This is a genomic window from Isoptericola sp. NPDC019482 (assembly GCF_040632295.1).
Classification (GTDB): domain Bacteria; phylum Actinomycetota; class Actinomycetes; order Actinomycetales; family Cellulomonadaceae; genus Isoptericola.
This window is the reverse complement of sequence record NZ_JBEYBQ010000005.1, coordinates 55179-77831: the sequence shown is the minus strand read 5'-3', so window position 1 is coordinate 77831 and position 22653 is coordinate 55179. Positions and strand designations below refer to the sequence as shown.

23 protein-coding genes are annotated in these 22653 nt (G+C 74.9%); 6 read left to right on the top strand and 17 right to left on the bottom strand.

The features are described 5' to 3' along the window. Positions 1-804, bottom strand: coding sequence for a GNAT family N-acetyltransferase (locus ABZ493_RS05735; protein ID WP_430581218.1), 804 nt, complete (start codon positions 802-804; stop codon positions 1-3). 101 nt (positions 805-905) lie between these two features. Further along, positions 906-1337, bottom strand: coding sequence for a GNAT family N-acetyltransferase (locus ABZ493_RS05730; protein ID WP_430581217.1), 432 nt, complete (start codon positions 1335-1337; stop codon positions 906-908). Positions 1338-1445: 108 nt separating this feature from the next. Between ABZ493_RS05730 and ABZ493_RS05725 the strand changes: the two genes are divergently transcribed. Continuing rightward, on the top strand, positions 1446-2129 hold the full coding sequence (locus tag ABZ493_RS05725) for a LysE family translocator (protein ID WP_430581216.1): 684 nt from the start codon (positions 1446-1448) through the stop codon (positions 2127-2129). A 109-nt stretch (positions 2130-2238) separates the two neighbouring features. On the opposite strand, the gene ABZ493_RS05720 is transcribed toward ABZ493_RS05725, so the two are convergent. From ABZ493_RS05720 to ABZ493_RS05710, 3 genes are all read right to left on the bottom strand, one after another. Further along, positions 2239-3006 carry a phosphatase PAP2 family protein gene (locus tag ABZ493_RS05720; RefSeq protein ID WP_430581215.1) on the bottom strand — a complete coding sequence of 256 codons (768 nt, stop codon included), beginning with the start codon at positions 3004-3006 and terminating at the stop codon, positions 2239-2241. Between the two features lie 123 nt (positions 3007-3129). Next, positions 3130-3585, bottom strand: coding sequence for an SRPBCC family protein (locus ABZ493_RS05715; protein ID WP_430581214.1), 456 nt, complete (start codon positions 3583-3585; stop codon positions 3130-3132). Positions 3586-3619: 34 nt separating this feature from the next. Continuing rightward, a complete protein-coding gene (locus ABZ493_RS05710) occupies positions 3620-4039 on the bottom strand; it encodes an oxidoreductase (protein WP_430581213.1) in 420 nt (139 codons plus the stop codon). A 145-nt stretch (positions 4040-4184) separates the two neighbouring features. Here ABZ493_RS05710 and ABZ493_RS05705 point away from each other — a divergent pair, with 145 nt between their 5' ends. Then, positions 4185-5804 carry an alcohol dehydrogenase catalytic domain-containing protein gene (locus tag ABZ493_RS05705; RefSeq protein WP_430581212.1) on the top strand — a complete coding sequence of 540 codons (1620 nt, stop codon included), beginning with the start codon at positions 4185-4187 and terminating at the stop codon, positions 5802-5804. 16 nt (positions 5805-5820) lie between these two features. Here ABZ493_RS05705 and ABZ493_RS05700 read toward each other — a convergent pair whose 3' ends face one another. After that, complete coding sequence (locus ABZ493_RS05700) at positions 5821-6390, bottom strand: dienelactone hydrolase family protein (protein ID WP_430581211.1); 570 nt, start codon at positions 6388-6390, stop codon at positions 5821-5823. Between the two features lie 80 nt (positions 6391-6470). Then, entirely contained in the window at positions 6471-6956 is a 486-nt protein-coding gene (locus ABZ493_RS05695; RefSeq protein WP_430581210.1) for an acetyltransferase, read from the bottom strand. 21 nt (positions 6957-6977) lie between these two features. On the opposite strand from ABZ493_RS05695, the gene ABZ493_RS05690 reads away from it, so the two are divergent. After that, positions 6978-7388 carry a YciI family protein gene (locus tag ABZ493_RS05690; protein WP_430581209.1) on the top strand — a complete coding sequence of 137 codons (411 nt, stop codon included), beginning with the start codon at positions 6978-6980 and terminating at the stop codon, positions 7386-7388. Positions 7389-7401: 13 nt separating this feature from the next. Here the strand turns inward: ABZ493_RS05690 and ABZ493_RS05685 are convergent, their stop codons facing one another. The 7 genes from ABZ493_RS05685 to ABZ493_RS05655 all read right to left on the bottom strand — a co-directional run bounded on the left by ABZ493_RS05685 (position 7402) and on the right by ABZ493_RS05655 (position 14693). Beyond that, a complete protein-coding gene (locus tag ABZ493_RS05685; protein ID WP_430581208.1) occupies positions 7402-7827 on the bottom strand; it encodes a hypothetical protein in 426 nt (141 codons plus the stop codon). A gap of 95 nt (positions 7828-7922) precedes the next feature. Next, positions 7923-9008 carry a redox-regulated ATPase YchF gene (ychF, locus tag ABZ493_RS05680; protein WP_430581207.1) on the bottom strand — a complete coding sequence of 362 codons (1086 nt, stop codon included), beginning with the start codon at positions 9006-9008 and terminating at the stop codon, positions 7923-7925. Between the two features lie 25 nt (positions 9009-9033). Beyond that, positions 9034-9822, bottom strand: a complete 789-nt coding sequence (locus ABZ493_RS05675; RefSeq protein ID WP_430581206.1) for a pentapeptide repeat-containing protein — start codon at positions 9820-9822, stop codon at positions 9034-9036. An 11-nt stretch (positions 9823-9833) separates the two neighbouring features. Then, the gene (locus ABZ493_RS05670) at positions 9834-11015 is read right to left on the bottom strand and encodes a phosphotransferase (RefSeq protein WP_430581205.1); all 1182 of its coding nucleotides are present in this window, start codon (positions 11013-11015) and stop codon (positions 9834-9836) included. A 161-nt stretch (positions 11016-11176) separates the two neighbouring features. After that, a complete protein-coding gene (locus tag ABZ493_RS05665) occupies positions 11177-12226 on the bottom strand; it encodes a GNAT family N-acetyltransferase (RefSeq protein WP_430581204.1) in 1050 nt (349 codons plus the stop codon). Between the two features lie 77 nt (positions 12227-12303). Next, positions 12304-13905 (bottom strand): hypothetical protein, encoded by a 1602-nt coding sequence (locus ABZ493_RS05660; protein WP_430581203.1) that lies wholly within the window; start codon positions 13903-13905, stop codon positions 12304-12306. Beyond that, positions 13875-14693, bottom strand: a complete 819-nt coding sequence (locus ABZ493_RS05655) for an ABC transporter ATP-binding protein (RefSeq protein ID WP_430581202.1) — start codon at positions 14691-14693, stop codon at positions 13875-13877. The genes ABZ493_RS05660 and ABZ493_RS05655 overlap by 31 nt, the downstream gene beginning before the upstream one ends. 72 nt (positions 14694-14765) lie before the next feature. On the opposite strand from ABZ493_RS05655, the gene rmuC reads away from it, so the two are divergent. Next, entirely contained in the window at positions 14766-16343 is a 1578-nt protein-coding gene (rmuC, locus tag ABZ493_RS05650) for a DNA recombination protein RmuC (RefSeq protein ID WP_430581201.1), read from the top strand. Positions 16344-16369: 26 nt separating this feature from the next. On the opposite strand, the gene ABZ493_RS05645 is transcribed toward rmuC, so the two are convergent. Then, positions 16370-17413: a 4-hydroxy-3-methylbut-2-enyl diphosphate reductase gene (locus ABZ493_RS05645; RefSeq protein WP_430581200.1), complete on the bottom strand. Its 1044-nt coding sequence runs from the start codon at positions 17411-17413 to the stop codon at positions 16370-16372. Positions 17414-17488: 75 nt separating this feature from the next. Between ABZ493_RS05645 and xseA the strand changes: the two genes are divergently transcribed. Then, positions 17489-18781, top strand: coding sequence for an exodeoxyribonuclease VII large subunit (gene xseA, locus ABZ493_RS05640; protein WP_430581199.1), 1293 nt, complete (start codon positions 17489-17491; stop codon positions 18779-18781). Here xseA and ABZ493_RS05635 read toward each other — a convergent pair. Beyond that, positions 18747-19709: a WYL domain-containing protein gene (locus ABZ493_RS05635; RefSeq protein WP_430581198.1), complete on the bottom strand. Its 963-nt coding sequence runs from the start codon at positions 19707-19709 to the stop codon at positions 18747-18749. The genes xseA and ABZ493_RS05635 overlap by 35 nt on opposite strands. A 73-nt stretch (positions 19710-19782) precedes the next feature. Between ABZ493_RS05635 and ABZ493_RS05630 the strand changes: the two genes are divergently transcribed. Beyond that, positions 19783-20931 carry an epoxide hydrolase family protein gene (locus ABZ493_RS05630; protein WP_430581197.1) on the top strand — a complete coding sequence of 383 codons (1149 nt, stop codon included), beginning with the start codon at positions 19783-19785 and terminating at the stop codon, positions 20929-20931. 15 nt (positions 20932-20946) lie between these two features. Here ABZ493_RS05630 and ABZ493_RS05625 read toward each other — a convergent pair whose 3' ends face one another. Further along, complete coding sequence (locus ABZ493_RS05625) at positions 20947-22566, bottom strand: ATP-binding cassette domain-containing protein (RefSeq protein WP_430581196.1); 1620 nt, start codon at positions 22564-22566, stop codon at positions 20947-20949. Positions 22567-22653 lie beyond the last annotated feature (87 nt).

The following is a 22653-nucleotide window of genomic DNA, read 5'->3' as shown; positions in this document are numbered from 1 at the left end:
TCAGCGGCGCCACTCGTAGGGCGTCGTGGTCGACACCTTGACGAGGCCGGACCGCTCCAGGATGGGGCGGGAGAACTCGGTCGAGTCGCTGTGCAGGTAGGTCTTGCCGCGCTCGACGGCGGACCGGGCGCGGGCCGCGGTCAGCGCCCGGTAGATCCCGCGGCCGCGCCACTCGGGCCGGGTCGAGCCGCCCCAGAGGCCCGCGAACTCGGTACCGGGCACGGGTTCGAGGCGACCGGCGCTGACGATCTGCCCGTCCGCCTCCGCGACCCACAGCTCCATGTCGGGGTCGCGCTCCTGGCGGTGGAGGATCTGGTCGGCGTGGTGGGACGTGGCCGGGTCGTCGCCGAAGACCTCGTCGGCCATCGCGGACATGGCGCGGACGTCCGCCTCCGCGCTGATGCGGCGCAGGGTGACGCCGTCCGGCAGCGGGACGTCCGCGACGAGGAGCCGTGCGTCCCCGATCATGATCGACTCCGGGTCCTGGGGCAGGAACCCGTGGTCGACCAGCGCCTCGTGGAGTCCCGGCGCGACGTCGTGCCCGCGGGCCTTCCACTCGGCCTCGGTGATCGCGGCGTCGTCGCGGAAGTGCGCCAGGACCGCGGCGACGAACCCGCGGATCGTCGCGGCGTCGGCGCCGCCGAGGTCGCGGTAGGTGACGAAGCCGCGCCCGCCCGGGAAGGTGGCGAGGCGCAGGGGCCCGAGGCGCGTCACGGCCACGGCGCTCGGCGTCTCGGCGTCCGTCCTCAGCTGGTCGTCGTAGGCGGCGAGCAGGCGCGCGACGTCCGCGGCAGGTGCGTTCACGGCGGTCACCCTTCCAGAGCGCAGCACGCGGGGCAACGGTTTTCACCGTGGCGTACCGACCTGTCATGCGCTTGCGCCGCGCACCAGGGGCGGCGCCGTCGTCACCCCTCGGTCAGGTCCTCCCAGACGACGAAGACCGACCCGTCGTCGATCTGCGCGCCCGCCGCACGGTAGGTGGCGAGCGCCGCGGTGTTGTCCGCCTCCGTGCCGGTCCACATCCCGCGGCAGCCCCGCGCCAGGGCGACGCCGCGCAGCGCTGCGAGCAGCGCCGTCGCCACCCCCTGCCGGCGCGATCCCTCGTCGACGCCCAGCTCGTACAGGAAGAGCTCCGCGTCCTTGTCGGGGTGCCGCATCTCGACGCCGGACACGAACCCGACGTCGCGACCGTCGGCCGCGCGGGCCAGCAGCACGACGTGGCCGGGCCGCCCCAGGGTGTCCGCGGCGCCCTCGGGCGTGACCGCGAAGTCGAAGAGGTGCGACGCGGCCACGAGCTCCGCGGGGTCGGTGACCTGCACGACCGTCCATCGCGTCATGCGTGCCATCGTCGCCCCGCGTCGGGCCGCGGGCGAGCCGGCGCCTCGCCCTGTTGCACCCACGTCGAAAGTGTCACGCGGCAACCGTCCCCCCGCTCCCTCCCCACCATGACCCCGGGGACGCCCACGAACCAGGCCGCGGAGGCGGCGAGCACGCTGCTGCCGAGCGGCTCCGTCCTGCTCGGCTTCCTCGCCGCCTCCCTCGCCATGCTCGCCGTCCCCGGCCCGTCCGTCGTGTACGTCGTCGCGCGCACCACGGCCCACGGGCGGCGCGCCGGGCTGTGGTCGATGGCGGGGCTGGAGACCGGCGCCGCGCTGCACGTCGTCGCCGCGGCGGCCGGGCTGGCCGCGCTGCTGGCGCGGTCGCCCGTCCTGTTCGACGCGGTGCGCTGGACCGGCGCCGCCTACCTCGTGTGGCTCGGGGTCCGCGAGCTGCGCGCGGCACGCACCCACACCCCGGGCGAGGGTGAGGCCGCCGGCCCGTCGTCGCCGCGCCGCTGGCGGCTGTTCGCCGACGGCGTCCTCGTCGACGTCCTCAACCCGAAGACCGCCCTGTTCTTCCTGGCCTTCCTCCCGCAGTTCGCCGACCCGGCGCGCGGCCCCGTCGCGCCCCAGCTGGCGCTCCTCGGCGGGCTCTTCGTCGGCCTCGCCGCGCTCGTGGACTCCGCGTACGCCCTGCTCGCCGACCGGATGTCGTGGCGGCTGCGCGCGTCGGAACGCGCCCGGCGCCGCCTGGGGCGCGCCTCCGGCGGGGTCTACCTGGCGCTCGCCGGCGCCGCGGTGGTGGTGTGAGACCCGCGGCCCGCCAGCGGAGTCAGGTGCTCTCGTCCGGCCGACGCTCCCAGGACGGCGGCGGTCGCGCAAGGATGCGAGCGGCGCGCGGGTGTCGCGGGCGTCGGTGTCAGAGGTGCCGGGCCACGACCGCCCGTCGGGAGCGGGGCCGCCACCCGCGGCGGTCCGCCTCGACCAGCAGGCGCAGCAGCAGGCCCCCGACGAGCAGCCCGCCCACCAGGTCGCTGATCCAGTGCCAGCCGAGGTAGTAGGAGACGGCGACGGCGTTGAGCGCGACCAGGCCCACGCCGAGGCGCAGGGTGGTCATGGTGCGCGCCGACGCGTTCGTCCAGCGCCCCACCAGATAGACGGCCGTGCCGTAGATCAGCACCGCCTCCGCGGCGTGCCCCGACGGGAAGCTGATCCCGCTCCAGCCGAGCTGGCGCAGGCCGCCGCCGAACAGGTCTGCGTCGTCCGTCGTCGGCGCCGGCCGGGCGAGCACCACCTTGAGCAGCCCCACTCCCCCGTAGAACGCCAGCTCGGCCATGGCCGCGCACCACAGGGGCCGCCACGTGCGGTGCCGCCACGACAGCGTGCCAGCGACCGCCAGGAGGACCGGCAGGCAGACCGCCTGCCCGGCGATCGGGTCGAGCACGTGCTGGATGAAGGGCCGCAGGCCCGGCGTCAGCGCCCTGGCCCAGTGCCCGTGCGCGGCCTCGTCGATCCGCTGGAACGGACCGGCCGCCAGGAGCGTCACGACGACCAGCCCGGCCAGGAGCGCCGGCGCCGACGTGAGGCGGGCGAGCGGGTCGACCGCCGTCCGGGCACGCACCGCTCGGGCACCGGGACGCGAGCCGTCGGGGACGCGCGCGGGCGCGGTGGGAGCCTGGAGCAACATTGCGCTCAGGGTAAGCAGCGCACCTGGACATCGCCTGTCCGGGCCCGTGTGGTGTCCCGCACGTCCGACCCGGCGCCGCCGAGACCGCCGAGGCCGGGGCTGCCGGGCCTGCAGGGGCGGCGGTCAGGCGTGCGAGGAGAGAGTCGCCGTCAGCCAGTCGTTGCGGGCGCGCAGCAGGCGCGTCATGTACCGGGTGAGCACCAGCCGCTCCACGAGCCGCCCCAACGGCCCGGCCGGGGCGGAGAACTCCACCCTGTCCGTCATCCGCGTGCCGCCGGGCACCGCCTCGAACCGGTGCTCGTGCCACCAGCGGCGGAACGGGCCGGCCACCTGCTCGTCGACGAACCGGCGCGGCGCGTCGTGGGCGGTGATGCGCGACGTCATGCGGAACGGGACGCCGAAGTGCCGCGCCCGCCACGTCACGGTGTCGCTCAGGCCCATCGCGCCCGACGTCACGCCCGCGACCGCCCGCTCCCCCGAGCGGCGCATCGACGCCGTGTGCGCGTCGACCGACAGGCTCAGCGCGAAGCACGCCTCCGGGGCCGCGGGGATCTCGGTGACCAGGACGATCGTCGGCACCCGGCGATCCTAGGTCCGGCCGGCGCGGGCGTCGTCAGGCCCGCGGCAGGTCGAACCCGGCGGGCACGTCGTCGCGGCTGCGCCCGTAGGCGCGCATCGCGACGGTCTGCCGTTCGAAGAAGTCGGCCAGGCTCCCGGCAGCCGGCGCCGGGACGCCGACGTCGTCCAGCGCCTCGCGGAACAGGCGTACGCACACCTCGTCGAGGTCGGCGTGCTCCCCGTTGCCCGCGTGCATCCGCAGCATCCTCGACTCGTTCCCGTAGCCGCCGGTGTACAGGAGCGGTCCGCCGAGCGCCTCGGCCAGGTACGCCGCGAGACGTTCGTCGTGCTGAGGGTGCAGCGTGCCGTGCGAGAACGGGTGCGCCGCCACCGGGTCGGCGAGGCAGAGCGCGTTCCAGCGGCGGCACACCGCGAGCAGGACGTCGAAGCCCCCGACGTCGTCGTACAGGGTCATGCCCTCAGTATCCACGCCGCGGACCCGCGGAGGCCGTGTGAATCGTGATTCACAAGATCCGTGACTTCCGGCCCGCGCGCTGCCACACTCGGGCACGACGACGCACGAGACGACGACGTGAGACGACGACGCGAGGGAGCCCACGATGCCCGACCTGCTCGACCCGGTGGCGACGACGGCGGCCCGGGCGGCCGTCGTCCGCGAGGCCGGCGGGCCCGCGAGGCTCACGGACGTCACGCTCGACCCTCCGGGCGACGGCGAGGTCCTGGTCCGCGTCCACGCGTCCGGCGTCTGCCCCACGGATCTGTTCGGCATGGCGGGCGGCGCCGGCGACAGGTTCCCCGCGATCTTCGGGCACGAGGGGGCGGGCGTCGTCGAGACCGTCGGGCCGGGTGTCGACTCGCTCCGGCCCGGTGACCGCGTCGTGCTCAGCTTCGACTCGTGCGGCGGCTGTGCGGCGTGCGCCGACGGGCACCCCGCCTCGTGCGTCCGTTTCGCGGACCTCAACTACCGTCCCCGGTCGCGCGCCGTCGCCGAGGGGGCGGCGGCCACGACCGGCTGGATGGGCCAGTCGTCCTGGGCGACGCACGTCCTGGCCCGCGAGTCCAACGCCGTGCGTATCGACGACGACGTGCCCTGGGAGGTCGCCGCCCCGCTCGGCTGCGGGATCCTCACCGGCGCCGGGACCGTGCTCCACGTCCTGACCCCCGGCCCGCGCGACACGCTGCTCGTCATCGGCGCGGGGACCACCGGGCTCGCCGGCGTCATGGCGGCCCGGCACCGCGGCGTGGGGCGCGTCGTCGTCAGCGACCCCGACCCCGGCCGGCGCGCCCTGGCGCTCGAGCTCGGCGCCACCGACGCCTTCGCCCCGCAGGACGTGCCGGCCCGCACGCTCGCGGCCACGCACGTGCTCGACACCGTCGGGCGGCAGGAGACGACCGACCTCGCGCTCGCCGCGCTCGCCCCGCGCGGCGTGTGCGTCACCGTGGCGCTGCACGCCGGGCCGAACCGGGTCGAGGTGTCGCAGACGCAGGTGCTCTGGGGCCGCACGCTGACCGGCGTCATCGAGGGGGACGCCGTCGTGCATCGCGACGTGCCCACCCTGGTCGCGCTGTGGCGCGCCGGGCGGCTGCCGGTCGAGCGGCTCGTGCGCGGCTACCCGTTCGCCCGGGTCGGGTCGGCGGTCGACGACCTTCGCGCCGGTCGCACGATCAAGCCCGTGCTGCTGATGGACGGCGGCGCGGTCCCGGCCGCGCCGGCCGCGCCGGCCGTCCCGGCCGACGCGGCCGACGCGGCCGCCCTGGCGGACCTGCTCCGGGACGGCCGCGTCCCGGCGTCCGACCTCCCCGCGCTGTGGCGCTCGCTGCCGCCCGTGCGGACCGACGAGCTGCGCGGGCTGTGGCGCGGCTTCGGCGTGAGCACGGCGCACCGCACCCAGCGGCTGCTCACCCGCACCGGCTGGTTCGGGAAGCTCTTCCGCTCGGACGACGACGTGTCCCCGATCGTCTGCGAGCGGCCGGACGGCACGCTCGAAGCGGACGCGCGCCTCGCCCGCGGTGGCGCGACGCTGCGCACGGTCGTGCACGACGGCGTCGCCACGGCGTCGATGGTCTACGACGGGCAGCCGGTCATCGACCACTTCGTGCGCCTGTCGGACGACGCCGTCCTCGGCGTGATGACCGGGCGGGACACCGCCGACGACGGCGCGCTCTACTACTTCGTCCTCGAGAAGGTGGCCGACCGGGAGGTCGCCGTCGGCGACTGAACCCACTGGCGACGCCTCACGCCAGCGTGTCGAGGAAGGCCAGGGCGCGCTCGCCCAGGAGCGCGGCCGCCGCGGGGTCGTGCCCCCGCACCGACCGGTCGGCGAACAGGTGCGCCGTGCCCGAGTAGAGGAAGAGCTCGGCCGTCGGCACGGAGCCCGCGAGCGCGCGGGCGGACTCGAGGTCCTCGGCGAACCAGTCGTCGTCCACGCCGCCGTGGACCTGGACGGGCAGGCCCTCCGGCCAGGTCCCGAACTCCTCGACCGGGAGGCACGCGTCGACGAAGAGCGCGCCGACCGCGCCCGGCCGCGTCTGGGCGAGCCGCTGCGCCGGCATGACCCCCATCGAGAACCCCGCGTAGACGAGCTCCGCGGGGAGCTCCTCCGCGGCGGCGACGCCTCGGGCCATCACCGTGTCGAACCCGAGCTCCTGAGCGTGGGCGACGCCGGTCTCGACGTCGTCGAAGGTCCGGCCGTCGAACAGGTCGGGCACGTGGACGGTGTGCCCCGCCGCGGCGAGCTCGTCCGCGAACGCCCGGATCCCCGGCGTCAGCCCCTGGGAATGGTGGAACACGATGATCTCGGCCATGGCCCCTCCTCGGATCCCGCACCACGATCCTCGGCCTGCTCCACGAGCGCGCGGCGAGCGTCACCGAGCTCGCCGGCGGGCTACCTCGACAGCGTGAGGTGCAGCAGCGGGTAGGGCCGGCCCTCGTCGTCCACCGGGCTGCGGCCCATCACCGTGAACCCGGCGTGCTCGTAGAAGCCGAGCGCCTGCGCGTTCTGCTCGTTGACGTCGACGGTCGTCACGCCGCACCGGTCGACGACATGGGCCAGGAGCGCGCGCCCGACGCCGCTCCCCCGGGCGTCCGCGTCGACGAACAGCATCTCGAGCGACCCCTCGGACACCCCCGCGAAGCCGACGGCCCGGCCGGCCCGCTCGGCGACGAGCACCCGCACGTGCGGCAGGTACGCGCTCGCCAGCCGCTCCTCGATCCGCGCGCGGTCGTCCTCCGCCAGGAAGTCGTGCGTCGCGTCGACCGCGGACCGCCAGATCTCGACCAGGCGGGGGTACTCCTCCGGCCCGGCTCCGGGACGGACGGTGAGGTCGAGCGGCTCGGGGCCGCGGTCCGGTTCGAGGGCGGGAGTGGTCATGGGGCCATCCTCCCAGGGCCCGTGCCGGCCACCGGTGGTCCGGGTAACGTCCTGCGCAAGATCCCCGACGACGTCGACGAGGCGAGGACGATGAGCCACTACCTCATCTACTTCAACCAGCAGTGGGTCGGCGACCACAGCCCTGACTGGTTCGCCGAGCGCGGGCCGCTCGCCAACGCCGTCGTGGACGACATGCGAGACGCCGGCGTCCTCGTGTTCGCCGCCGGCGTGGACGAGGACGACGCCGCGGCCTTCACCGCCGACGCCACCAGCGGTACGCCGGTGGTCACCGCCGGGCCGTTCGCCCCGGCGGAGCAGCGCATCGGCGGCCTGACGATCGTCGACGTCGCCGACGACGACGCCGCGAAGGCGTGGGCGGGCCGGGTCGCCGAGGCCTGCGGCTGGCCGCAGGAGGTCCGCCGGGTCGTCTGAGCGCGCTCCCGACCTATCCCCGTCGCCGCGGCAGCGCCGCCGCGACGAGGAGCGCCGGTCCGGCGACGAGCGACCACGGACCGGGGCCGGCCGGAGAGAGCACGACCTCGGGGTGCACCCGCAGCACGTTGACGGCCAGCGCGCAGCACAGGACGCCGGCGACGAGGACCACGGCGCGCGCGACGCGCCCGGCTCCACGACGCGAGTACCGCCAGGCGACCACGGCGATCGCCCACAGCACCAGGCTGAGCCCCGTCCCGAAGATCAGGAACAGCGGCCAGGAGGCCTCCAGGTCGGAGGCGAAGCCGACGGCGTTCGTGACCGTGTGAGCGACGCCCAGCCCGACCAGCGCGAGCGCGCCGACGCCACCGGCGATCCGGCGGGGGCGGGAGAACGGGCGGGTCGGGACGAGGGGGCGCGTGTCGGTCGTCGTGTCCATGCCTCCAGGCTGACCGGGTCGGCGCGCCCTGGGATCCCCTGCGGGGGGGCAGACGGCTCACCCTCGAGGGTGAGCCGTGGCGTCGGGACGAGACGTCAGACGTTGAAGCGGAACTCCACGACGTCGCCGTCCTGCATGACGTAGTCCTTGCCCTCGACGCGTGCCTTGCCGGCGGAGCGGGCGGCCTGGACGGAGCCGGCGTCGACGAGGTCGTCGAACGAGATGACCTCGGCCTTGATGAAGCCGCGCTCGAAGTCGGTGTGGATGACGCCGGCGGCCTGCGGGGCGGTCCAGCCCTTGCGGATCGTCCAGGCGCGGGACTCCTTGGGGCCGGCGGTGAGGTACGTCTGCAGGCCGAGGGTGTGGAACCCGACGCGGGCGAGCTGGTCGAGGCCCGCCTCGTCCTGGCCGGAGTCCGCGAGCATCTCCTTGGCGTCGTCCTCGTCGAGCTCGACGAGCTCGGACTCGAACTTCGCGTCGAGGAAGACGGCGTCGGCGGGGGCGACGAGGTCGCGCAGGCGCTGCTGCATCCCGGCGTCGGCGAGGCCCGCCTCGTCCGTGTTGAACACGTAGATGAACGGCTTGGCCGTCAGGAGCTGCAGCGACGCGACGTCGGCGAGGTCGAGGCCCTCCGCCTTCGCGCCCTGGAAGAGCGTGGTGCCCGACTCGAGGATCTTCTGCGCGGTGGTGGCGGCCGCGAACAGCGCGGCGTCGCCCCGCTTGATCTTGACCTCCTTCTCCATCCGCGGCAGCGCCTTCTCCAGCGTCTGGAGGTCGGCGAGGATCAGCTCCGTGGAGATGGTCTCGATGTCGCCCTGGGCGTCGACCGAGCCCTCGACGCGGACGACGTCGCCGTCGTCGAACACGCGGGTCACCTGGCAGATCGCGTCGGCCTCGCGGATGTTCGCGAGGAACTTGTTGCCCAGGCCCTCCCCCTCGGACGCGCCCTTGACGATGCCCGCGATGTCGACGAACGACACCGTGGCGGGCAGGATCCGCTCGCTGCCGAAGATCTCCGCGAGCTTGTCCAGCCGCGGGTCCGGCAGCGGGACCACGCCGACGTTGGGCTCGATCGTCGCGAACGGGTAGTTCGCCGCGAGCACCTGGTTGCGGGTCAGGGCGTTGAAGAGCGTGGACTTGCCGACGTTGGGCAGGCCGACGATGCCGATGGTGAGTGCCACGTCGGGAGAGTCTACGTGGCGCGCGTCAACGGGCCGCCCGGGCCCGCTCCTCCAGCGTCGTCAGGTCCCGCTCGACGAACTGCAGGTGCGCCCAGTGCTCCCGCGCGACGACGCCCAGGCTCTGGTGCACCGCGCGGGTGAGGCCCGCCGGTGCCCACGGCGGGAGGCGCGGGGCGTCGGCGGTGACGTCCGTGCCGGCGAGCTCGTCGTAGACGGCGTACACCTCGGCGACGCGGTCGGCGTGCGCGGCCAGGGTCTCCTCCAACGAGGGCGCCGCCCCCAGGTCGACCCCGAGGGCGGCCACCTCCGGCTCGTACTCCGAGAACGGCAGACCGGCGTACCAGAACGGGTCGTCGATCCCCCGCAGCCCGTACCGGATCCAGCCGTCCATGGCGAACACCAGGTGGCGCAGCGTCTGCGCCGTCGACCACTCGCCGTCGACCTGCTCGTGCACCGCGCCGGGGCCCGACGCCGCCGCCCGCGCGAGGTGCGCGTCCCAGGCGCGCAGCGCCGCGTCCAGCGACGCGCGCTGCTCGACGAGGTCCGCCGACCGGGCCTGCTCGCGGCCCGGGTACCGGCGGTTCAGCTCGGCCTCGACCAGCGGTGCGACGTCGACCCCGTTGACGCGCAGCCCGGCGATCTCGCCGTCGAGGTCCGCGTCCGTGAGGTCGACGCCGCGCATCACCGCGCCCGGCAGGAAGCTCTGCTCGAACCGCACGCCGTCGAGCTGCGCGAGACGGAAGGTGGCGCCCGTCAGGTCCGTCTCGACGAACCGGGCGCCCCGCAGGTCGTCGTCGGCCGTGAATCGCGTCATGCCCCGCGACGCTACGCCGCACCCCCGACAGCGGTGACGGCGTCGAGGAGCCGCTCGTAGGTCCGCGGCGTGGGCAGGTGCGTCAGCAGGTGGGCCACGGACCGGTCGACGTCGCTCCCCGGGCCCGCGTGCCCGGCCAGCACCTCGCCGGCAAGACCGTCCAGGTAGTTCAGCAGCCCGGTCGCGGAACCGCGGAACGCCGCGAGGTCGAGGGCGGGCAGCCCGCCGGCCCGCGCCCGGTAGCCCTCCGTCAGCGCCGCCGCCGCGGCGTCGTTCACCGCACCGCCCGGGTCGACGGCCCAGCTCACGAGCGCGTCGGCGAGCTCCCACGACGGCGGCTGTCCGCCCGCGTGCTCCCACGCGGCGACGACGAGCCGCCCGTCGGCGCGCAGCCGGCACTGGCCCGGGCCGAGCGTGTTGTGGCTCAGCACGGGCCGCTCCGGCACGGCCGCGGACCCGAGGGCCTCCAGCTCGGCCAGGGCGGGCGCGGCGTCGCCGAGCGCCGTCGTCCACGACGCGCCGTCGTCGCGAGCCGCCGCGAGGACGTCCTTCCACGGTGTCGGCCGCAGCCGGCCGGCGTGCCACGGGCTGACGCGGTCGACGGGGAGCGCGAGACCGTGGAGCGCCGCCAGCACGTCGCCCACCTGCGCGGCGACGCCCGCGCTCACGGGCGCGACCAGGGGCGGCCCGGCCGGGACGTGCTCGTGCACCCACCACCGGTGCCCGCCGACCTCCTCGACGAGCCCGCCGCCGACCCCGGGCACGGGCGTGGGCAGGATCACCCCGGCGGCCCCGGCCGCGCGCTGGATCCGCGCGACGGCGTCGACCTCGACGATCGGCCACCACGTGTCGAGGGTCCGGGCCTCGTACCGCCCGCGCTCGGTCGCCACGGCGAAGCGGCGGCCGGTCTCGTCCGGGGGCGCGAGAGAGGTCATGGGGCCCACGAGCTCGCCCAGCCCGAAACGGGTCGCGAGCTCTCGGGCCGTGCCGGGGTCGACCTCGGCGCCGGGCCCGCTGCGGCGGTCCACCTCGGCCTTGAGCTCGGTCCAGGAGCCGAAGCCGTACCGGTCGGCGAGCGCCGTCTGGGCGCGGGCCAACGTGGTCGTCGGGTCTGCGGACCGGAGCCCGGCGAGCAGCTCCTTCGCCTGTCGGCGGAGCTGGCCCATGTCGGGTCGGTCAGGGAGCGTCTTCATGAGGAGCACCTCGCTCGGCACCTGGGCTCGCGCAGGTCTGCCGATCGGTGTGTGCGTCGCTCACCTGGTCGGTGCTGCGGGGAGGGCCTCGGGCCTGCCGGCGAGCCTCGGCGCGATCCCCGGTCGCGCTGCACCCAGCGTCGCCGGGCTCCCACCGCGTGTCAAGAGGTGGCGACGTCGACGTCCTGGTGCCAGGACTCCGTCACGTACGACGTGCGCCAGCCCCAGCTCTCGTACAGCGACGCGGCGCCCGTCGGGCTGTCCGCGTCGACCTCGAGCCCCACGCGATCCCGCCCGCGCGCCGCGGCGTCCCGGACGACGGCGAACAGCAGCGCCGTCGCCACGCCGCGCCCCCGGGCCCGGCGGTCGGCGCCCAGGTACTCGATGTAGCTGCCCTCCTTGCCCGACGCGCCCGACGGCAGCACGGCGCCGACGAGCGCGCCCATCGGCTCGGGCGCCGCGTCGGGGTCCTGCGGGTCGTCGACGAGGGCCAGCCACCAGTGGTCCCACCGGTGGCCAGGGTCGGACCGCAGGCGCACGAGGAACTCGCCGAAGCTCTCGCGGTAGGAGTTGAAGTGGTCCTCGAACGCGCTCTCGAGCACCCGGTGCACGGTCTGCAGGTCCTCGGCGACCGGCAAGCCGTCGTCGTGCGTCGCGACGCGACGCACCGTCACTCCCGGGCGCGGGTCGGGCAGGACGCCGCGGTGGGCCTCCTCCGCGACCACGGGCCGCGACATCTGCAGCCACGAGCGGGCCCGCTCGTAGCCGGCGGCGGCGAGCCAGCCCTGCTGGGTCGTGTCCCCCTCGAACGCGCCCGCGTCGAGCTGGGTGCGGGTCACCCCGCGCTGGGCCGCCAGCTCGCGGCCCTGTCGCGCCGCCCACGCGTAGCCCGCGGCCGCGAGCCCGTCGGCCGCCGGCGTCGCGCGGTCGACGTCGACGCCCACGACGACGCGCCCCGCGGCACGGTCGTGCGCCCACGCCCAGCCCCGCACCACGCCCTCGGGGTCGCGCGCCACGACCTGGCGCCGCGTCCACGACACCGGGCCCGCCACCTCGGCGGCGAGGGCGTCCTGGTTCACGACCGACGACCCCGTGAACGGGGCGGCGACCGCCCCGCGCAGCTCGCCGAGCCGGGGCAGGTCGGACAGCTCGGGGGTCGACGTCGTCCAGCCGTCGGGCAGGGGCAGGTGCTCGGGGTTCGCAACGGTCACGCGCCCATTGTCGCAAAGCATCCTTGGTGCGCCCATGACCGGCCCGTCATGAACCTCGACAGGAGGCCGCGACGACGTCACCCGAAGGCCATGACCTGCTGCAGCAGCTCGGGCAGCCGCCGGTCGTAGGTCCGGGCGCCCCACCGCACGCCCAGCAGCAGGACGAGCACTCCCGTGACGAGCCCGACCGCGAGCGCCGCCCACCCGAGCGTCACCTGCGGCAGCAGGATCGCCGGCAGGGCGAGGGCGAGCGTGGGGACGCTCACGGCGAGGGTGATCCCCATCGTCGCGAACTGGGCGACGATCGTCGCCATCGTGGCGCCCTGCGGGGACTTGAACGGGCTCTCCCCCGGCTTCGGCACCGGGTACACCAGCCGCGCGGACACCGCGCTCGAGATCCCCAGCGACGCGCCCAGCGTGCCGGCCGTCAGCCCCAGCAGCGCGGGCAGCGCGTCCCACCGGCCCGCGACGGCGCAGCCGACGAGGGCGAACGCGACGCACAGCGGCAGGCCGCCCACCAGCACGGGGAGCACGCGCCCCCACCGGTCGACCCGGCCCCGGACGCCGGTCGCGACGTGCAGCGCGAACGCCGTGTTGTCGTAGCCGACGTCGTTCGAGATGCCGAAGCCGAGCAGCCACGCGGCCAGCGGCGCCATGACCAGCAGCAGCCCGCCCCCCGCCCCGTTCGTCGTGCCGACGGCGAGCAGCACCAGCGGCAGCAGCGGCACCATCGCGATCGACGCCGCGTACCGGGGGTCCCGGACCCAGTAGGTGGCGGTCCGCGCGGCGACCGCCCCGAGCGGCGTGGCGGGCAGGCGGCCGAACCAGCCGAGGCCCTTCGCCGCGGTGGCCGACGCGCCGCCGCCGTGCGGCGTCACGAGCTCGCGGGCGAGCGCGCGGTCCCAGACCGCCCAGGCGAGCGCGAGCGTGCCCAGGCAGACCACGAGCCGGGCCGCGAGCAGCGCCCACGCGCCGTCGTGCACGGCCGACGCGAGGGACCAGGGCGCCCCGAGCGGGGTCCAGCCGACCACCTGGGCCAGCGGCGCGATCGCCGACCCCAGCGCGTCCGCGCCGGCCCCGTCCACGGTCACCTCGACGCCGTCGGCGAGCCACCCGAACGCGGGCCCGATCAGCAGGAGCGGCACCACGGCCACGATCGCCAGCACCTCGCGGTACCGCCGCGAGTCGAGCAGCGGCGCCAGGGCCGTGGTCACCGCGCGGGAGCCGACGACGCACAGGGCCGTCGCGAGGACGCCGCCGACGAGCGCCGCCACGAGCGCGGCCGGATCCCGCCACCAGGCGAAGGAGACGCCCAGCGCGCCCAGCGTCGTCACCGCCGCGGGGATCGAGACGAGCCCGGCGAGCGCGAGCCCGGCCAGCAGCGTGCGTCGCGGGATGGCGTAGGTGACGAAGCGTCGCGGGTCGAGGGTCGCGTCGACACCGAACGCGAAGACCGGCACGACCCACCACGCGAGGACCACGAGCGCGCCCGCCAGGGTGAGCACGTGGCCGGTCACCACCGGGTCCGCGGTGCCGCCGACCATGGCGGCGGCGACCACCAGGGTCACCACGCCCAGCCCGTACAGGGACCCGATCACCAGGCCGATCGTCTGCCACACGCTCCGGCGGAACGTGTTGGCCAGGAGGGTCAGCTTGAGGCGGACGAGCTGCGCAACCACGCCAGTCCCTCCGACTCCCGACGTCCGCCGACGAGGTCCACGAACCGGTCCTCGAGGCTCTGCTCCCCGCGCACCTGCGCGACGGTGCCGGCGGCGAGCACGTGCCCGCCGGCGATGACCGCCACGTGCGAGCACATGCGCTGCACCAGGTCCATGACGTGGCTCGACACGACGACCGTGCCGCCGTCGCCCACGTACCCGTGCAGGATGTCGCGGATGTTCGCGGCGCTGACCGGGTCGACCGCCTCGAACGGCTCGTCGAGCACGAGCACGCGCGGCGCGTGGATCATCGCCGACGCGAGGCCGATCTTCTTCGTCATGCCGGCCGAGTAGTCGACGACGAACGTGTCCCGGTCGCCGACCAGGTCCATCGCCTGCAGCAGGTCCTCGGTGCGCTCCGCGACGGTGTCGCGGTCCAGCCCGCGCAGCAGGCCCGCGTACGTGAGCAGCTGTGCGCCGGTGAGCCGGTCGAACAGGCGGACGCCGTCCGGCAGCACGCCGAGCTCGGCCTTGGCCTGCTCGGGAAGGGCCCACAGGTCGGTGCCGTGCACGTGCACCGTGCCGAAGTCCGGCCGCAGCAGGCCCGTCGCCATGGACAGTGACGTCGTCTTGCCCGCGCCGTTGGGGCCGACGAGGCCGAAGAACGAGCCGGTCGGCACGTCGAGGTCCACGCCCGCGACGGCGATCTTCTGGCCGAAGCGCTTCCACAGCCCGCGCAGGCTGAGGGCGGCGGCGAGGTCGGGCGGGGGGACGGGGGCGGCGGGCGGCGGCCCGGTCTGGTCGCTCACGGGTCAACCGTAGTGGGCGAGGCGCCGCGTGGGGGCTGGGACGTGTCGGTGCCCCATGACACCGTGTGGCCCATGACGACGAGCCTCGCGGTGATCCTGATCCTCGGCGCCCTCGTGCTGGGCATCCTGGTCGGATGGCTCTGGCACGCGAACCGCGCGGCCAAGGCCGGCCGGTCGCAGGAGATGCAGCGGGTGCAGGAGCACGGCGAGCTCGAGGTGCTGCGCCGCGACGCCGCGGAGCTGCGCAGCCGCCTGGCGCAGGCGAACGAGGAGAGCGACCGACGGCTGGCGGAGCAGCGCGAGCACGCCCGCCAGGAGGCGGACCGGCGCGTGACAGAGGCGCGGGAGCAGGCCGACCGGCTGCTCACCCAGGTACGGGAGCACCTCGAGGAGCAGCTCGCCGAGGCCAAGGGCGACCAGGAGGCCGCGGCGCAGCGGTTCCGCGCGCTGGCCAACGACGTTCTCACGGCGAACCAGAAGCAGTTCCTCGACCTGGCGGACGAGCGGCTGCGCCGCAGCACGCAGAAGAACGACGAGACGCTCGCCCAGCGCGAGCAGGCGATCCGCGCGCTGCTCGACCCGATGAGCAAGACGCTCGACAAGGTCAACGCCCGCGTCGATACCGCCGAGCAGGCGCGTCTCCAGGGACACACGGCCCTCACCGAGCAGCTGCGCCAGCTCGAGACGGTCAACTCGCAGCTGCGTGTCGGCACCAGCGACCTGGTCTCAGCACTGCGCTCCAACCAGACCCGCGGCGTGTGGGGCGAGCTCCAGCTCAAGCGCGTGGTCGAGGCCGCGGGGATGATGGACCACGTCGACTTCGAGGCCCAGGTACACCGCACGACGGCGGAGGGCGAGACGCTGATCCCCGACCTCGTGGTGAGCCTGGCGGGCGGCAAGAACATCGTGGTCGACGCGAAGGTGCCGCTCAGCGCGTACCTGCGGGCGCAGCAGGCGGACAGCCCGGCCGACGGCGACAGGGAGCTCGACGCCCACGCCAAGGACCTGGCCAAGCACGTCGAGGTGCTCGCCGGCAAGGCCTACTGGTCGCAGTTCGATGCGGCGCCCGAGTTCGTGGTGCTGTTCGTCCCCGCCGAGCCGATCCTGGCCGCGGCGGTCGAGCGACAGCCCGACCTGCTCGAGACGGCCATCCGCAAGCGGGTGCTCGTCGCCACCCCGATGACGCTGGTCGCCATGCTGCGCACCGTGGCGTACGCGTGGCAGCAGGACGCCATCGCCGAGGACGCGCAGAAGGTGCTGCAGACCGGCAAGGAGCTGTACGCCCGCATCGTCACGATGACCAAGAGCATCACCAAGCTCGGCCAGTCGATGACCGCCGCGACCAAGCACTACAACTCGTTCGTCGGGTCGCTGGAGACGCGTGTGCTGCCGCAGGCACGGCGGATGGTCGAGCTCAAGGTCGTCGATGCGGGTCAGTCGATCGAGCCGCTCAAGGCGGTCGAGGACACGACCCGCGCGGTCACCAAGCCCGAGCTGCTCGCCGTGGAGGAGGGCCTGGTCGTCGACCTCGGCACCCTGACCGCGGGCGGGGACCGCGACGACTCGGTCGAGTCACTGGTCGACGCCGCACAGCGCGACCTCGAGCGCTCGTCCGGGGCCGACGAGAAGGGCGAGTCGGCCGCGGGCTGAGCGCCGCGGCCGGCTCGGCGGCGGCGTCAGGCCGGCTCGACGGGCAGCGCGGTGCGCGCGCCGCGGCGGGGCCGCTTCTCCTCCTGGCCGGCGGCCTTGAGGCCGCGCGCCAGCTCGCGGGGCAGGGAGAACATCAGGTCCTCGGTGGCGGTGCGCACCTCCTCGACCTCGCCGAAGCCGTGGCTGTCGAGATGCGCGATGACGTCCTGCACGAGGATCTCCGGCACCGACGCGCCGGACGTGACGCCCACCGTCGTCGCGCCGTCGAGCCAGGCGTCGTCGATCTCGGCCGCGCGGTCCACGCGGTACGACGTGCGGGCGCCCGCCTGCAGCGCCACCTCGACGAGCCGTACCGAGTTCGACGAGTTCGCGGAGCCCACGACGATGACGACGTCGCACTCCGGGGCCAGCTTCTTCACCGCGACCTGGCGGTTCTGCGTGGCGTAGCAGATGTCGTCGCTGGGCGGGTCCTGCATCTCGGGGAACCGGTCGCGCAGGCGGCGGACGGTCTCCATCGTCTCGTCCACGGACAGGGTGGTCTGCGAGATCCAGACGACCTTCTCCGGGTCGCGGACCTGCACCTGGTCGACCTCGTCCGGGGAGTTGACGACCTGCACGTGGTCGGGCGCCTCGCCGGCGGTGCCCTCGACCTCCTCGTGCCCGGTGTGGCCGATGAGGAGGATGTCGTAGTCGTCCTTGGCGAACCGGACGGCCTCCTTGTGCACCTTGGTCACCAGGGGGCAGGTGGCGTCGATGGTGTCGAGGCTGCGGGCCGCGGCGGAGGCGCGCACCGCCGGCGAGACGCCGTGCGCGGAGAACACGAGCCGGGCGCCCTCGGGCACCTCGTCCGTCTCGTTGACGAAGATCGCGCCGCGGTCGCGCAGTGTCTCCACCACGTGCTTGTTGTGCACGATCTCCTTGCGCACGTACACGGGCGCGCCGTACGTCTCGAGCGCCTTCTCGACCGCGACCACCGCGCGGTCCACCCCCGCGCAGTAGCCGCGCGGCGCGGCGAGGAGCACGCGCTTGGTGGACGTCGGGGTGGCGGGGGCCGGGCTGGTCACAGTCACGGGCAACAGTCTAGGTACGGACTGTGGACGACCGGTGACGAGGCTCCGTCGGGGGCGTGGGGCATGCTGGACGCCGTGTCGGACGAGTCCCAGCCGGAATCCCGGCCAACAGCCCAGCCGCAGCCCCTGCCCGAGCTCGCCCGCGACACGTCGGCGGAGCGCCCGTGGCCGGTGCGGCTGCTGTCCGCCAAGATCCGGGACTACGTCGCGAAGATGTCGACGGTGTGGGTCGAGGGCCAGGTGGTGGAGCACACGTACCGGCCCCGGGCCGGGATGCAGTTCGTCACCCTGCGGGACACCGACGCCGAGGCCTCCCTGCCGGTGCACCTGCTGTCGCGGATCTACGCGGGCCTGCACCACAAGCCCGAGGTGGGCGACCACGTGGTGGTGCAGGCCAAGCCCGAGTTCTGGGTCAAGACGGGCCGGCTGTCGATGCGCGCGACGGCGGTGCGTCAGGTGGGCGTCGGCGAGCTGCTCGCCCGCATCGACCAGCTCCGGCGGGTCCTCGCCGCGGAGGGCCTGTTCGACCTCGACCGCAAGCGCCCGCTGCCGTTCCTGCCCGCCGTCGTGGGCCTCGTGTGCGGGCGCGAGTCGAAGGCGGAGCACGACGTCGTGGTGAACGCCCGCGCCCGCTGGCCCCAGGTCCGGTTCGAGATCCGCGAGGTCGCGGTGCAGGGCGTCGACGCCGTCCGAGAGGTGAGCGCGGCGATCGCCGACCTCGACGCCCGACCCGAGGTCGAGGTGATCATCGTGGCGCGCGGCGGCGGCTCGGTGGAGGACCTGCTCCCGTTCAGCAACGAGGCCCTCGTCCGGGCGGCGGCGTCCTGCACGACCCCGCTGGTCAGCGCCATCGGCCACGAGACGGACACCCCGCTGCTGGATCTCGTCGCCGACCACCGCGCGTCCACGCCGACCGATGCCGCGAAGCAGGTCGTGCCCGACGTCGCCGAGGAGCGGCTGCGCCTCGACCAGGCGCGACGGCGGATGCGCGCCGCGGTGGCCGGGCGGGTCGAGCGCGAGCAGCACGGCCTCGACGCCCTGCGGTCGCGCCCGGCACTGGCCCGCCCGCAGACGACGGTCGACGTCCGCGAGCGCGAGATCGCCCAGCACGTGCGGCACGCCCGCCACTGCCTGGACGCCGCGCTGCTGCGGGCGGCGGGCGAGATCGGCCGCCTGGGTGCACAGGTCCGGGCGCTCTCCCCGCAGGCCACGCTGGAGCGCGGGTACGCCGTCGTGCAGCGCACGGACGGGCACGTGGTGCGGGCGAGCCACGACGTCACGACCGGCGACGCCGTGCACGTGCGCGTCGCCGAGGGGTCGCTGGACGCCGCCGTCACCGCGACGGCGGCACCCGCGCCGCCCGCCTGAACCCGTCCGCGAGCCGGGCGAACGCCGCGGCGAGCTCCTCCCCCTCGAGCACCTCGACGTCCAGGTCGAGCCGGGTGATCCACAGGGCGAGCCGGTCGGGGTCGTCGCTGCCCACCTCGATCCGGCAGGTGGACGGCCCGACCTCCTCGACCTCCAGCGGGGAGCCGACCTTCGCCACGACCTGCGCGGCGGAGGCGTGCACGAGGATCCGCGCCCGGTAGCGCCAGGTGGCCCGGCCCACCCGCGCCACGACGTGCCGCAGCACGGCGTCCTCGGGGATGACGCGCGGCCGGAACCGGGCCCCGGTGGGTGGGCGCAGCGTGATCCGGTCGGCCCGGAAGACACGCCAGTCCCGCCGGTCGAGGTCCCAGGCCAGCAGGTACCAGCGCGACCCCCAGCGCACCAGGCGGTGCGGCTCCGAATGCCGGGAGGACTCGGCGCCGTCGTGGGAGGCGTACCGGAACCGGAGCCGCTCGCCGGCCCGGATCGCGGCGGCGACGCCGCCGAGCACCTGCAGGTCCGGCGCCGGGTCCCCGCCCGGCACGACGCTCGTCGCCTCCCGGACGGCCTCGACGCGGCGCCGCAGGTGCGCGGGCATGACCTGCTCGACCTTCGCGAGCGCGGTGAGGGCGGTCTCCCCCTCGCCGTGCTGCCCGTGCGCGGCCGCGGCGAGCCCGATCGCGACGGCGACCGCCTCGTCGTCGTCCAGCACCAGCGGCGGCATCGCCGACCCGGCGGCGAGCCGGTACCCGCCGGCGACGCCGGGCCGGGCCTCGACCGGGTAACCGAGCGAGCGCAGCTTGCCGACGTCGGTGCGCACGGTGCGGGTGCTCACCCCGAGCCGCTCGGCGAGGTCGCCGCTGGTCCAGTCGCGCCGCAGCTGCAGCAGGGACAGGAGCTGGAGGAGGCGGGCCGAGGTCTCGAGCACTCTCGGAGCATCTCACCTATCGCGGAAGCAGGTCTTCCGCGATAGGTGCGAGCGTGGAGTCATGAACCGAGTCATGAACCCCACCGCAGACACCGCCCTCGTCCCCTTCCGCGTCGACGTCCCGCAGGCGGACCTCGACGACCTGCGTGACCGCCTGGCGCGTACCCGCTGGCCCGTGCCAGTGCCCGGCCGCGACGACCGCACGGACTTCAGCCGCGGCATCCCCCTGCCGTACCTGCGCGAGCTCGCCGAGTACTGGCGCGACGGCTTCGACTGGCGCGCCCAGGAGGCCGCTCTCAACGCGCACGAGCAGGTCACGACCGTCGTCGACGGCCAGACCTTCCACGTGGTGCACGCCCGCTCCGCGAACCCGGACGCGACCCCGCTGCTGCTGTGCCACGGGTGGCCGGGGTCGTTCGTCGAGTACCAGCGGCTGCTCCCGCTGCTCGCCGACGCGTTCCACGTCGTCGTGCCCTCGCTGCCCGGGTTCGGCTACTCGACGCCCCTGTCCGGCACGGGCTGGGAGGTCGCGCGCACCACCGAGGCGTACGCCGAGATCATGACGCGGCTCGGGTACGAGCGGTTCGCCGTGCACGGCACCGACATCGGCGCCGGCACCACCGGCCGGCTCGCCGCGCTCTACCCGGAGCGCGTGATCGGCACCCACGTCGGCAGCGACGGCCGGTCGCTCGGCATGGTGGGCGCGGCCTACCCGATGCCGGACGGGCTGACCGACGACGAGGTCGCCCAGATCGACGCGGTGCGCGAGGCGGACGCCGCCGAGCACGGCTACTTCGAGATGCAGAACCACCGCCCGGACACGATCGGCGCCGCCCTGACCGACTCCCCCGTCGGGCAGCTCGCGTGGATCGCGGAGAAGTTCCAGACGTGGACGAACCCGGCGTCCCGCACGCCGGAGGAGGCCGTCGACCGCGACCAGCTCCTCACGAACGTGTCGCTGTACTGGTTCACCCGCAGCGGCGCGTCCAGCGCGCAGCTCTACTACGAGGCCTCGCACTCCGGGCTCGACTGGCTCTCCGCCTCCGAGGTTCCCTCGGCGTGGTCCGTGTTCGACACGCACCCGCTCATGGCCAAGGTCTTCAACGGCTGGGGCGCCATCGACCAGTGGGTCGAGCACCCCGAGGGTGGCCACTTCCCGGCCATGGAGGAGCCCGAGCTGCTGGCGGCGGACCTGCGCGCCTTCTTCGAGGGCCGGTCGTAGCCCGTCGGGGCCGCGTCAGCGCGCCCGGGCGACCCGCCCCTCGTCCCAGACGGGCTCGGGCGTCTCGCGCACGGTGCCGTCCTCCCCGAACACGAGGAACCGGTCGAACGACCGCGCGAACCAGCGGTCGTGCGTGACGGCGAGGACGGTGCCGTCGAACGCCTCGAGCCCGTCCTGCAGCGCCTCGGCGCTGGCGAGGTCGAGGTTGTCGGTCGGCTCGTCGAGCAGCAGCGCCGTGCAGCCGGCCAGCTCGAGCAGCAGGATCTGGAACCGCGCCTGCTGCCCGCCCGACAGGCGGTCGAACGCGCGGTCCGCGGCGACGGTGAGCTCGTAGCGGCGCAGCACGGACATCGCCGCGCCGCGGTCGCGGGCGTGGTCCTCCCAGAGGATCTGGGTCAGCGTGCGGCCGAACAGCTCGGGGTGGGCGTGCGTCTGCGCGAAGACGCCGGGCACGACGCGCGCGCCGAGCCGCCACTCCCCCGTGTGCGCGACGTCGTCGCCCCCGAGCAGCCGCAGGAAGTGCGACTTGCCCGACCCGTTCGACCCGAGGACCGCGACGCGCTCGCCGTAGAACACCTCGAGGTCGAACGGCTGCATCAGGCCGGTGAGCCCGAGCCCCTCGCAGGTCAGCGCCCGCACGCCGGTGCGGCCGCCGCGCAGGCGCATCCGGATGTCCTGCTCGCGCGGCGGCTCCGGCGGCGGGCCCGCCTCCTCGAACTTGCTCAGCCGGGTCTGGGCCGCCCGGTACCGGGACGCCATCGCGTCGCTGTTCGCGGCCGCCTGCCGCAGCTCGCGCACCAGCCTCTTGAGCTGGGCGTGCTTCTCGTCCCAGCGCCGACGCAGCTCCTCGAACCGCGCGAACCGCTCCCGGCGCGCCTCGTGGAACGTCGCGAAACCGCCGCCGTGCACCCACGCGTCGGCGCCGGACGGCGCGGGCTCGAGGGAGACGATGCGGTCGGCGACGCGGGCGAGCAGCTCGCGGTCGTGCGAGACGAACAGCACGGTCTTCCGGGTGGCGCGCAGCTGGTCCTCGAGCCACCGCTTGCCGGGCACGTCGAGGTAGTTGTCCGGCTCGTCGAGCAGCAGCACCTCGTCGGGGCCGCGCAGCAGCGCCTCGAGGACGAGCCGCTTCTGCTCGCCGCCCGAGAGCGTGCGCACCTCGCGCCAGCGCGCCTGCTCGTACGGGATACCGAGCGCCGCGACCGTGCACACGTCCCACAGCGTCTCGGCCTCGTAGCCCTGCGCCTCGGCCCAGTCGGCGAGGGCCTGCGCGTACGCGAGCTGCGCGGGCTCGTCGTCGACCTCCATGATCGCCAGCTCGGCCGCGTCGACCGCTCGGGCGGTGTCGCGGATCCGGGGCGGCGCGACGGAGGCGAGCAGGTCGCGCACCGTCGTCTCGTCCCGCACGGAGCCGACGAACTGCCGCATGATGCCGAGCCCGCCCGTCACGGTGACGGACCCGGCCTGCGGCACGAGGTCGTCCGACAGCAGGCGCAGCAGGGTGGTCTTCCCGGAGCCGTTCGGGCCGACCAGCGCGGTGGCACTGCCCTCGGGGACGCGGAACGAAACGTCGTCGAGCAGCGTGCGCCCGTCCGGCAGCACGTGCTCGACGTGCGCCACCTCCAGATGACCCATGCCGCGCACGCTGCCCGACGCGCCGTCCGGTCGCAAGGCATTTCGGCCCGGCCCGCGGACGACCGCGGCGGCCTGTCGGCCCGGTGT

Bases quoted from the DNA above. Each gene is read 5' to 3' on its own strand.
- ABZ493_RS05730 (WP_430581217.1), bottom strand. From the start codon at position 1,337: ATGACGCGATGGACGGTCGTGCAGGTCACCGACCCCGCGGAGCTCGTG.
- ABZ493_RS05725 (WP_430581216.1), top strand. From the start codon at position 1,446: ATGACCCCGGGGACGCCCACGAACCAGGCCGCGGAGGCGGCGAGCACG.
- ABZ493_RS05720 (WP_430581215.1), bottom strand. From the start codon at position 3,006: ATGTTGCTCCAGGCTCCCACCGCGCCCGCGCGCGTCCCCGACGGCTCG.
- ABZ493_RS05710 (WP_430581213.1), bottom strand. From the start codon at position 4,039: ATGACCCTGTACGACGACGTCGGGGGCTTCGACGTCCTGCTCGCGGTG.
- ABZ493_RS05705 (WP_430581212.1), top strand. From the start codon at position 4,185: ATGCCCGACCTGCTCGACCCGGTGGCGACGACGGCGGCCCGGGCGGCC.
- ABZ493_RS05700 (WP_430581211.1), bottom strand. From the start codon at position 6,390: ATGGCCGAGATCATCGTGTTCCACCATTCCCAGGGGCTGACGCCGGGG.
- ABZ493_RS05695 (WP_430581210.1), bottom strand. From the start codon at position 6,956: ATGACCACTCCCGCCCTCGAACCGGACCGCGGCCCCGAGCCGCTCGAC.
- ABZ493_RS05685 (WP_430581208.1), bottom strand. From the start codon at position 7,827: ATGGACACGACGACCGACACGCGCCCCCTCGTCCCGACCCGCCCGTTC.
- ABZ493_RS05675 (WP_430581206.1), bottom strand. From the start codon at position 9,822: ATGACGCGATTCACGGCCGACGACGACCTGCGGGGCGCCCGGTTCGTC.
- ABZ493_RS05670 (WP_430581205.1), bottom strand. From the start codon at position 11,015: ATGAAGACGCTCCCTGACCGACCCGACATGGGCCAGCTCCGCCGACAG.
- rmuC (WP_430581201.1), top strand. From the start codon at position 14,766: ATGACGACGAGCCTCGCGGTGATCCTGATCCTCGGCGCCCTCGTGCTG.
- ABZ493_RS05630 (WP_430581197.1), top strand. From the start codon at position 19,783: ATGAACCCCACCGCAGACACCGCCCTCGTCCCCTTCCGCGTCGACGTC.
- ABZ493_RS05625 (WP_430581196.1), bottom strand. From the start codon at position 22,566: ATGGGTCATCTGGAGGTGGCGCACGTCGAGCACGTGCTGCCGGACGGG.